Origin of the sequence: uncultured Aquimarina sp., from assembly GCF_947495315.1 — a bacterium.
Taxonomy (GTDB): Bacteria; Bacteroidota; Bacteroidia; order Flavobacteriales; family Flavobacteriaceae; genus Aquimarina.
The window spans coordinates 280723-291768 of the sequence record NZ_CANLYD010000007.1; the positions used below are offsets into that span (position 1 = coordinate 280723).

The following is an 11046-nucleotide window of genomic DNA, read 5'->3' on the forward strand; positions in this document are numbered from 1 at the left end:
CCTTATTCCTTTAGTATTATATTTTTCATTTATCAAAAGAGCCCAATACTTGATAGTTGATAAATTGGAATAACTTTTAATCAATCGACTTATCATTTTAGTTATTTTTGGAGATCACTTCCACCGGAAGATTAAACTTTCTCGAAACTGATCTTTTTATGTATTTAATTTTTGATACCGAAACAACAGGTTTACCTAAACGTTGGGATGCTCCAATAAGCGACACAGATAACTGGCCAAGATGTATCCAAATCGCTTGGCAGTTACACGATGAAATGGGGAACTGTATAGAGCACGAGGATTATTTAGTAAAACCCGAAGGGTTTAACATTCCTTATGACGCAGAAAAAATTCACGGAATTTCTACCGCATTAGCAGATCAAGATGGTATTACATTAGCAGAAGTTTTAGAGAAATTCAATATTGCACTTTCCAAAACCAAATTCGTTGTAGGTCAGAACGTAGGATTTGATATTAACATTATGGGCTCTGAGTTTTACAGACTTGGTATCGACAATCAGCTGCAAGAACTGCCGGTTCTAGATACCTGTACAGAAACTACTGCTAGTTTATGTCAGATTCCTGGAGGACGTGGAGGAAAATTTAAACTTCCTACGTTAACCGAACTGCACGAATATCTTTTTGGAACAGCATTTGGCGAAGCACATAATGCCACTGCGGATGTAGAAGCTACTACCCGATGTTTTTTGGAATTGATCCGTAAACAAGTTTTTACACAGGAAGAACTAGATGTTCAACCTGATTATTTTCAGAATTTTAAAGAGCTTCACAAAGAACCTATTCAATTAATAGGTTTAAAACATATAAATCTTAAAAAGGCCTCACAAAAAATCCAAGATGCTTTAGATCAACAAGGCAGCTCCGATATTTCTCAACAAGAGATCAAAAAAAATATTGCAGCTCTTGATTCAGTAAACTTTGCACATCTTCATAATCACACCCAATTTTCGGTTTTACAATCCACTACTAGTATTCCTGATTTAGTGAAAGAAACAGCTAAACATAAAATGACAGCTGTTGCCATGACTGATCATGCAAATATGATGGGTGCTTTTCATTTTGTATCCGCGGTTACTAATCACAATAAAAGTGTAAAAGCTGCAAACGAAGAAGCCATAGAAAATGGTGAAGAACCCACTGGAATAGAGATAAAACCTATCATTGGTGTTGAATTCTTTGTTTGTGAGAATCATAAAGATAAATCCAGAAAAGATAACGGGTACCAAGTTGTGCTGCTCGCCAAAAATAAAAACGGATATCATAACCTTGCAAAAATGTCTTCCATTGGTTTTGTAGATGGGTTCTACTATTTACCTAGAATTGACAAAGAGGTTATCAAACAATATAAAGAAGATATCATTGTACTAACTGGGAATCTTTATGGTGAAGTCCCAAGTAAAGTATTGAATATCGGCGAAAAACAAGCCGAAGAAGCTTTATTGTGGTGGAAAGAAGAATTTGGCGATGATCTATATATAGAGATTATGCGTCATAATCAAGAAGATGAAAATCGTGTAAACCCAGTACTGATTGACTTCTCTAAAAAACATAACATAAAAACTATCGCCTCTAATAACACCTATTATTGCGAGAAAAAAGATGCCAATGCACATGATATTCTTTTGTGTGTAAAAGATGGAGAAAAGCAAGCAACTCCTATTGGTCGAGGAAGAGGTTATCGTTACGGCTTGCCTAATCAAGAATATTATTTTAAGTCTTCTGAAGAGATGAAAAATTTATTCAAAGACCTTCCTGAAGCTATTATCAATATTCAAGAAGTTGTCGACAAGATAGAACCTTTTGTACTTGCTAGGGATGTATTATTACCAGCCTTTGATATTCCAGAAGAATTTCAATCCGAAGAAGATAAAGTTGACGATGGTAAGAGAGGAGAAAATGCATACTTAAGACACATTACCTATAAAGGTGCCAAAATTCGATATGGAGAAATCACTCCAGAAATTGACGAGCGTCTGGATTTCGAACTAAAAGTAATCGAAAAAACTGGATATCCAGGATATTTCCTGATTGTAGAAGATTTTATCCGTGCAGCAAGAGATATGGGAGTTTCAGTGGGTCCAGGACGTGGATCCGCAGCAGGATCAGCAGTTGCCTATTGTTTATGGATTACTAATTTAGATCCAATTAAGTATGATTTACTTTTTGAGAGATTCTTAAATCCAGATCGTGTAAGTATGCCCGATATCGATATTGATTTTGATGATGAGGGACGTGGCCGTGTTATGGACTATGTAATCGAAAAATACGGTGCTAACCAAGTGGCACAGATCATTACATATGGTACTATGGCGGCAAAATCCTCTATACGTGATACAGCTCGTGTACTTGATCTACCTCTTGGAGATTCGGATCGTATTGCCAAGTTGATTCCTAATATGTCTAAATTAGGAAAGATATTTGGCGTAGATGAAGCTACTTTAAAGAAGAAATTTAGAAGCGATGAATTAGAAAAAGTAAATGAACTTCTAAAAATTGCAGAAGGTGATGATCTGGAAGCTGAAACCTTAAATCAAGCAAGAATACTAGAGGGCTCTGTAAGAAACACAGGAATTCATGCTTGTGGAGTTATTATTACCCCAGATGATATTACCAAATTCGTTCCTGTTGCCTTAGCCAAGGATTCGGATATGTACTGTACGCAGTTTGACAACTCTGTTGTAGAAGATGCAGGACTACTAAAAATGGATTTCCTGGGATTAAAGACATTAACTTTAATCAAGGATACGGTTAAAATTGTAAAAGCTAAACACGATGTAGATCTCGATCCGGAGAATTTCCCGCTAGATGATGAAGAAACCTATGCGTTGTTCCAGCGAGGAGAAACAGTTGGAGTCTTCCAATATGAATCTCCTGGGATGCAAAAATATATGAAGGAATTAAAGCCTACTGTTTTTGCAGATCTTATTGCAATGAACGCATTATATCGTCCAGGTCCTTTAGAATACATCCCTAGTTTTATTAATCGAAAACACGGCACAGAAGAAATCATTTATGACCTTGAAGCCTGTGAAGAATATCTAAAAGAAACCTACGGAATCACAGTATACCAAGAGCAAGTGATGTTATTATCACAGAAACTTGCAGATTTTACCAAGGGTGAAGCCGATGTACTTCGTAAGGCAATGGGTAAAAAGCAGAAAGCAGTTTTGGATAAAATGAAACCTAAGTTCATTAAACAAGCTGCCGCTAAAGGCCATGCCGAAGATAGTCTGGAAAAAATCTGGAAAGACTGGGAAGCCTTTGCAGCTTATGCTTTTAACAAATCTCACTCTACATGTTATGCCTGGATAGCTTATCAGACCGCATACTTAAAAGCACATTATCCAGCAGAATACATGGCTGCGGTGCTTTCTAACAACATGAATGACATCAAACAGGTTACTTTCTTTATGGAAGAATGTAAACGTATGAAATTAGATGTATTAGGTCCTGATGTTAACGAATCCTATAGAAAATTCTCTGTAAACAAGGATGGCGCGGTTCGATTTGGGATGGGAGCTATCAAAGGTGTTGGTACCGGAGCTGTTGACACTATCGTAGAAAACAGAAAAGAAGATGGACACTATAAATCCATTTTTGATATGGCAAAACGTATTGATTTACGAGCGGCCAATAAAAAAGCATTTGAAAGTTTGGCACTAGCTGGTGGTTTTGACTCCTTTGCCGAAACGCATAGAGGTCAATACTTTCATCAAGATGGAGATGGGGTTACATTTCTTGAAAAAGCGATGAAATATGGATCAAAATATCAGGAAAATGAAAATTCCTCTCAAGTAAGTTTATTTGGGGAAGCCAGTGATGTCCAGATTCCTGAGCCTGTAGTTCCTCCTTGTGAAGAATGGGGAACCATGGAAAAACTAGCCCGAGAAAAAGAAGTAGTTGGTATTTATCTTTCAGGCCATCCACTGGATGATTTTAAATATGAAATGAAATATTTCTGTAATGGAGACCTTCTGAATTTTGCAGATTTAGAAAATAATCTGAATCGAGAAGTATCATTTGGCGGTGTGATCACGGGTGTAGAACACCGTACCTCTAAAAACGGAAAAGGTTGGGCTATTTTTAGTATAGAAGACTATAATACTGCACACGAGTTTAGAATTTTTGGAGAAGACTATCTAAAACACAGACCTTTCTTGGTACAAAGTACTTTTGTGTACGCAAAAGCTTTTATAAAAGAAGGTTGGGTAAATCGAGATACCGGTAAAAAAGGAGATCCTAGGATACAGTTTAACAGTTTCCAGTTACTGCATGATGTAATGGAAACCTATGCTAGAAAATTAACTATACAATTAGATATCAATGACCTTTCTGATAAGAGAATTGACGGACTTAAAGAATTATTAACCGAGCATTCCGGAAATCACACCTTAAACTTTGTAATATTTGAGATGGCAGAAAAATTAAAATTACATATGCCTAGTCGAAAACAAAAAGTAAATATTTCTCAAGAATTACTAATGGCTCTAGAAAATGATTCTGTCTATTATAAATTGAATTAGAAATAACAACTTAATCTTATATTTTAATTAAGCATTAGTGGGTTTTCAGGAAAGACATAACTTTTCAATTTGGCTCTATAAAAAAGTCAAAAACATCCACTTAACATGTTAGCTATCTAACACTTATGACATTTCTACACACTCTTAAAAAGTGAGGAAATATGGTAATTATTTGTTAAAAAACTCTTTCCTAAAAAATTCTATTTTCACTCAACCGCCTCGTAAAACCCTTAAAATCAACAAAATTCCGAATTGACAAAGTTCAAAAACGACTCTATTCACTTTATTTTAAAATCAAATGCTGTAAGTATAAAATATTGGTAGCGTCTCAACATATATCAAATCTTAAAACCTTTTGATCTCCTAAAAATGATTGGCCAATTGTTTTTATTTTTTTTTAGAATTTAACTCTTAAAACACAAAAAATGAAAAATTTCAAAACGATACTTTTAGGTATTTTCACAATCTCATTATTTATAGCCTGTAGCACTGATGACGCTATAATTCCAGAAAATCAATTAACAACCATTGAAATAGCTGAAGACGACTTAGAAAAAGAAGCTCAATCTAAAGGACTATTTCAATCATTTAGAGCTTTAAAGGAAGCCAAAATACTATTAAGTAGTATTCGTAAAGACGGAGGAATCCCATTTAATGTATTTAATCCTGCACTTAGGTTCACAGAATCACAAAACGTATTTTTACCAAGTGTTTTAGGTATCGATTTCAGAATAGACAGGTCTGTTGTCCCAGCTGGACCCACAGCTAGATTCCCAATGTTTCAAGGTTGGGAGACCTTACCAGATGGAAACCTTAGAAAAGGATACTATGTAATAACAGAAGCATCAGATAAATTTATGGCTAAAAAACTAGGAGTCATTTTTTCTCCTAGAATGGCAGCATCAGTAGGATCAGGAGGAGAACAAAAAGCATATTTCACTCGTAGAGGAAGACTTGTTTTTGAAGGATCGGTGGATTTTTCGCCAAAAAGATCTTTAGTCGCTGGAGCTCCAGATGGATTGTTATTTGGTTTCCCACCAGCGGAAGCTAATCCTGGTGCGATAGCAGATTCTAAATGGTCATCATATGTAGTATTACCTAGCGGTGTAGTTATTAATGCTCAATTGGTAGCCAACAGTACTGGTATTCATGATAGAATTCCAAATCCGAATGGAAACAGCATCGAAGATCAAGATGATTTAAACAATCCTAATTTAGCCATTAATCAAGCCTCAGTTGTAATGCAACTTTTAGACGGGTGGCAAGATGGTAGACCATATTACTTTCATATTGTTACAGATACTTCAGATCCAGGACCTGCAGCTATAGAGTTAGGAGTTTTTGCTCCAAGATTGGCTAACTTACCAACATTTGGATTATTCCCAGGAGGTTCTATGCTACCTTTTAGCCCTACAGCAAATGGTAGAACAACGGATACAGATGGTTTTGGAGTACAAGGCTTGAACACAGCTTCTTTAAGCGATCAACAAGTACAGGATCCAACAAATACTTTTCCAATTGATCCTAGAGACGAAAGATATGCACCAATGTGGGATGCACATGTAACTGAGTTTACAATTCCAGAATCTGATCGCCCAATTTTAAGAAGTTTTGATCAAGTAAATCAACTTTTAGAAGAAGGTATTTTAATCCCTTTCAGAGGAAATGCCAATCCTAGTCCATTAGCAAATTCTTTATCGGATTTACTAACGGCAACAGGTGCGATTATAAACTGTCCTGTAATTACACAACCAGACGCAAGTGTTATCGGTTCCCAAATTGGATTACCTCAAAACAACTAAAAAGAAGATTGAAGAATAAACTATTTTATTTGTCTTTAGTTTTATGTTAAATATGAAAAGCTTAGTAACTATTATGTTACTAAGCTTTTTTTAATAATTGAAAATTGAATCTAGATAAAGAAACAGATTTATATCAATTCTTAAATACATTATAGACGTGTCTGTTTTAAAATTATTATATCTTGTAAAAGAATCGCACATCAGAACTTATGCAAAAGAATAAATTGTACATTATAACTATCGGTATTATTATTCTTGGTACAGTATCATATTTCGCTTTCAATCTAAAAAAATCAAATGACAAAAGTGAATATATTTCCATTACACCCATAGCCAGCCATACAAATGGAATGGATTTTATTGATTCATATACCTGTGTAGAATGTCATCAACAAATAGTGGAAGATCATCATCACACTGCACACTTCAATTCCTTCCAACCTGCCAACAAAAATACAATTAAGGGTAGTTTTGAAGAAGACAAAAACGCATTACGATTAAATGATGATGTTACTTTTAACTTCATAGAAAAAGATTCTGGTTTTTATCAGGAACCAGTAATCAAGGATCAAGGCGTTCCTTTTTATTCTGCGAAAATGGATATTGTGGTAGGTTCAGGAACTAAAGGACAGTCTTATTTGATGTGGAATAACAATAACCTGTTCCAATTACAAGCTTCTTATTTTACTCCCACTGATAGTTGGATTAATAGTCCTGGAGCTCCAAACCAATTAGCTCCTGCCAGACCTGTTTTAGAACGTTGTCTGGAATGTCATACTACCTACGCCCAAAATATAAACGGAAACAAAAACAGCAATCAATTTCATAGAGAAAATCTAGTATACGGAATTGATTGTCAACGTTGTCACGGACCGGTAAAAGATCACGTAAAGTATCACAAACAAAACCCCAAAGATACTATTGCCAAGCATATTATAAAGTATGGCTCATTATCTCATCAACAACGATTAGACGCATGTGCTTTGTGTCATTCTGGTTTAAGAACTGAAACCACAGAACGTGCTTTTTCTTTTATGACAGGGGATACGCTAAAAAAGTTTTCATTTCCTGATTATGATGAATCAAGTCTTGAAGAATTGGACGTACACGGAAATCAATATGGTTTATTAACAGCTAGCAAATGCTTTAAACAAAGTCCCTCGCTCGATTGTATAACTTGTCACGATCCTCACAAAAAAGAAAGAGGAAATTTCAATTCATTTAATCAAAAATGTATGAATTGCCATAGTACTACAACGAACCCTATAAGTTGCTCTGGTGATAAAGGCGAGATCAAAAAACTGAATAACAATTGCATTCAATGTCATATGCCTTTAGTAAAAAGTAAGACAATGAAAATACAAATACCTGGAAATGGTGAAGTTTCGGTAGATGTAAGAACTCATTTAATAGGAATCTATAATCAAAAAGTGAAATAAAAAATTAGTCAAAAAAACTAAGTGCCCAATCTTCAGCCTCATTAAGCTTTTTAAAAAAAGTAAAGGCTTCGTTCCACAATGGTTGTTCTTGCATAGCTCTCTCTATTTCTTCAGGATTTTCAGAAACAATAGCAAAACCAATCATATTTTTTAATATTCGTCCGTTGTAAACATTTAGATCTATATCATGAGGATACTTCCTATGTGTAATAAATATGAAATTCTTTCCTTTATAATACACTTCAAGATGATCCGTAATTTCTCTTGCGATTTCCATCGTGATGGCAGAATCTGCTTTCATTACTAAAATAGCATGAGATTCTCTAAAAACAAGATTACAATATGATAGTTCAATTTCTTTCATTTTGTTTATTACAGCTGTAAATATAATGTTAATTTTTTTCTTTAAAGTTGAATCAATCCCATTCCAATTCTATCCTAAACAGTAAATAAAATTATTAATCCGTTAAAGAATTATTGTTAGCCGGAATAATTTAATATTATATTTGGTATCAGGAAATTCAATAACCCCATAGTGAAAACAAATATTATGACTGTAAGCTTTGGGAGAATTATTGACTAATTTTGTGAAATTAAAAAGGAATAAGAATTTAAACAATAAATAATTATGGCATTAGAAATAACAGATGCTACTTTTGATGAAGTGGTACTTAAAAGCGATAAACCTGTATTAGTTGATTTTTGGGCAGCATGGTGTGGTCCTTGTAGAATGGTAGGTCCAATAATCGAGCAAATCAGTGAAGAATATGACGGAAAAGCTGTTGTAGGTAAAGTTGATGTAGATGCAAACCAAGAATTTGCTGCTAAATACGGTGTAAGAAATATCCCAACTGTTCTAGTTTTCCAAAACGGAGAAGTAGTTGGTCGTCAAGTTGGTGTTTCTCCTAAAAATGTATATGCAGAAGCTCTCGATTCATTGATGTAAGAATTGATATAACGAACAAAAAAGGGTTGACGTATTGTCAACCCTTTTTTTATATAAAATAGATTAGTTATACGTATATTGTTTGCATAAAATTAATTCCATAGCCCTTTAATAATCAAGAAGGATGATGAATATCCAAAATGAAATAAATAAAACCGGAGGTTTTACTAATCTTGAGCTTTTAGCTAAGCAGGTAGTAGAGGGATTTATTTCCGGAATGCATAAAAGTCCTTTCCATGGGTTTTCTGCAGAATTTGCAGAACATAAAGTATACAACAATGGTGAGAGTACAAAACATATTGACTGGAAACTCTATGCTAAGACGGATAAACTATTTACTAAGAGATATGAAGAAGAGACCAATCTAAGATGTCATATTATTATTGATAATTCCTCTTCTATGCACTATCCCGAAGTAAAGGAACATCATTTGGGATCACTAAATAAAATTAGTTTTTCTGCGCTCGCTACGGCTTGTTTAATGAATATCCTAAAAAAGCAGAGAGATGCAATCGGTCTTAGTATCTATAGTGACACCTACGATTATTACACTCAGGAAAAAGGTAGCGAAAGACATCACCAAATGCTTTTAAGTAAGTTAAGTCAAATTGTAACCTCTACACCTGATACAAAAAATACGGATACCTATAAATTTTTACATCAGATAGCGGAAAAAATTCATCGTAGATCATTAATATTCCTGTTTACAGATATGTTACAAGCTACATCAAGTCCTGAAAAACTATTTGAAGCTTTAAGACATCTTAAATACAATAAACATGAAGTAGTATTGTTTCATACTTTTGATAGCACAAAGGAGTTAAATTTTGACTTTAGTAATCGCCCTACTCGATTTATCGATGTAGAAACTGGCGAACATGTAAACTTATACGCTGATAATATCAAAGAAAATTATCAGAAAGCTGTTTCATCTTATTTTTATGATCTTAAATTAAAATGTTCACAGTATAAAATAAAATATGTAGAAGCAGATGTTACAAAGGATTTTGACAATATCTTAACCACGTATTTAGTTGAAAGGCAGAAATTTGTATAAAATAAAAAAAATTAACTCAAAAAAAATCGAAAAAACATTTGTGAGTATTAAAATGAGGTGTATATTTGCATCCGCAATAAGGCAATGGTCTGGTAGTTCAGTTGGTTAGAATACCTGCCTGTCACGCAGGGGGTCGCGGGTTCGAGTCCCGTCCAGACCGCAAAATTGCAAAAGCTTCAACTACCATTGAAGCTTTTTTTTGCAATTAACGAAGTTGTGTTGTCCCACGCCTGTTGCGTGGGTGGTTTAGTAAACCAATGAGAAGCTTTTCCTGAAAATGGAGAGGCTTTTTTTAATTTAGATAATGGATCAAGGAAAAGTAACATTATATCATATGCTATATTTATTGTATTCACATCCTAATATCCCAGAAGATAGCCTTTAATTCGATTTTAATAGAAAAAATTGCTGTAACGAGATTAGTTAGCGGAGTGATGTCACATCAAGCAAATACTGTAAAAAGTCCTTTGCATTATTACTAAAAGGAAGTTCTTGGAAAATTCACAAAACGATTCGTCAATTTCCCTTATGGAAGTGTCGATTTTCATTTCTTTCTCTTCTCTGTTAAATATGATAAGCAAGCGTTTTTATTTGATCGACTACTAAATATACAATTCCCCTCTATTTTATAGAGATATGGAGAACTCAAAACAAGCCTTAAATCGGATCAAGACCAATTGTTGTGTTTATGCAAATATTTGTGTTAATCTAAAAAGGAAGAATTCTACATTTTTGACACCTCTGAACTGTGCTCTAAAAGCTTTTATCTTGGCATTGAACGATTCTGCCGAAGCATTTTTACTTCGATTGATAAAGTAATTTAGGATTGACCTGTAATTGATCGTTATTGTATTAGCAATAGTATTAAAAGCTTTAAAGCCTGTTTGTTCTACATCTTTATACCAATGTGCTAGTTTAGTATAGGCTGTTTGGATAGAAGTCGCTGTGTTGAATATATTTCTTAATCCTTGTACTAGGTTATATGCTTTTTTGATATCTGGGTATTGATCAAAGAGTATTTTGGATCTTAGGTATTGATTTTGTGTCCAATTGTTTGGTGCTTTATAGAGTAGATATCTGCTTCTTGCTAAGAGTTGTTTTCTTGTGTCTCCGTTATTAAATATTTCTGGTTTATATTCTATTTGTTTATTCTTAGCCTGTTTAATCTGCTCATTTTCTCCGTCTATAGCTTCCCAACGATGTTTGATTCTAATATCTTGTAGGGCTTCCAAAGCTAGTTTTTGTACGTGAAAACGAT

The 11046-nt window shown here is 34.2% G+C and carries 7 protein-coding genes and 1 tRNA gene; 6 read left to right on the top strand and 2 right to left on the bottom strand.

Going from position 1 to position 11046, the window contains the following annotated elements; genetic code table 11:
* Positions 1-158 precede the first annotated feature (158 nt).
* From dnaE to Q0910_RS14905, 3 genes are all read left to right on the top strand, one after another.
* The gene (gene dnaE, locus Q0910_RS14895) at positions 159-4544 is read left to right on the top strand and encodes a DNA polymerase III subunit alpha (protein WP_299218119.1); all 4386 of its coding nucleotides are present in this window, start codon (positions 159-161) and stop codon (positions 4542-4544) included.
* Between the two features lie 425 nt (positions 4545-4969).
* Positions 4970-6346 (top strand): hypothetical protein, encoded by a 1377-nt coding sequence (locus Q0910_RS14900; protein WP_299218122.1) that lies wholly within the window; start codon positions 4970-4972, stop codon positions 6344-6346.
* Positions 6347-6555: 209 nt separating this feature from the next.
* A complete protein-coding gene (locus Q0910_RS14905) occupies positions 6556-7785 on the top strand; it encodes a multiheme c-type cytochrome (protein WP_299218124.1) in 1230 nt (409 codons plus the stop codon).
* A 4-nt stretch (positions 7786-7789) separates the two neighbouring features.
* Here Q0910_RS14905 and Q0910_RS14910 read toward each other — a convergent pair whose 3' ends face one another.
* Positions 7790-8149: a hypothetical protein gene (locus Q0910_RS14910; protein ID WP_299218126.1), complete on the bottom strand. Its 360-nt coding sequence runs from the start codon at positions 8147-8149 to the stop codon at positions 7790-7792.
* Positions 8150-8413: 264 nt separating this feature from the next.
* On the opposite strand from Q0910_RS14910, the gene trxA reads away from it, so the two are divergent.
* The 3 genes from trxA (at position 8414) to Q0910_RS14925 (ending at position 9948) form a co-directional block, all read left to right on the top strand.
* A complete protein-coding gene (gene trxA / locus Q0910_RS14915; protein WP_024772480.1) occupies positions 8414-8731 on the top strand; it encodes a thioredoxin in 318 nt (105 codons plus the stop codon).
* Between the two features lie 127 nt (positions 8732-8858).
* Positions 8859-9788 carry a DUF58 domain-containing protein gene (locus tag Q0910_RS14920; RefSeq protein WP_299218135.1) on the top strand — a complete coding sequence of 310 codons (930 nt, stop codon included), beginning with the start codon at positions 8859-8861 and terminating at the stop codon, positions 9786-9788.
* 86 nt (positions 9789-9874) lie between these two features.
* A tRNA-Asp gene (locus Q0910_RS14925) sits at positions 9875-9948 on the top strand.
* Positions 9949-10474: 526 nt separating this feature from the next.
* Here Q0910_RS14925 and Q0910_RS14930 read toward each other — a convergent pair.
* Positions 10475-11046, bottom strand: a 572-nt coding sequence (locus Q0910_RS14930) for a transposase (protein WP_299218128.1), incomplete at its 5' end; no start/stop codon positions are given.

Excerpts from the sequence above, each read along its gene's own strand:
- dnaE (WP_299218119.1), top strand. The coding sequence starts at position 159 with ATGTATTTAATTTTTGATACCGAAACAACAGGTTTACCTAAACGTTGG.
- Q0910_RS14910 (WP_299218126.1), bottom strand. The coding sequence starts at position 8,149 with ATGAAAGAAATTGAACTATCATATTGTAATCTTGTTTTTAGAGAATCT.
- Q0910_RS14905 (WP_299218124.1), top strand. The coding sequence starts at position 6,556 with ATGCAAAAGAATAAATTGTACATTATAACTATCGGTATTATTATTCTT.
- trxA (WP_024772480.1), top strand. The coding sequence starts at position 8,414 with ATGGCATTAGAAATAACAGATGCTACTTTTGATGAAGTGGTACTTAAA.
- Q0910_RS14900 (WP_299218122.1), top strand. The coding sequence starts at position 4,970 with ATGAAAAATTTCAAAACGATACTTTTAGGTATTTTCACAATCTCATTA.
- Q0910_RS14920 (WP_299218135.1), top strand. The coding sequence starts at position 8,859 with ATGAATATCCAAAATGAAATAAATAAAACCGGAGGTTTTACTAATCTT.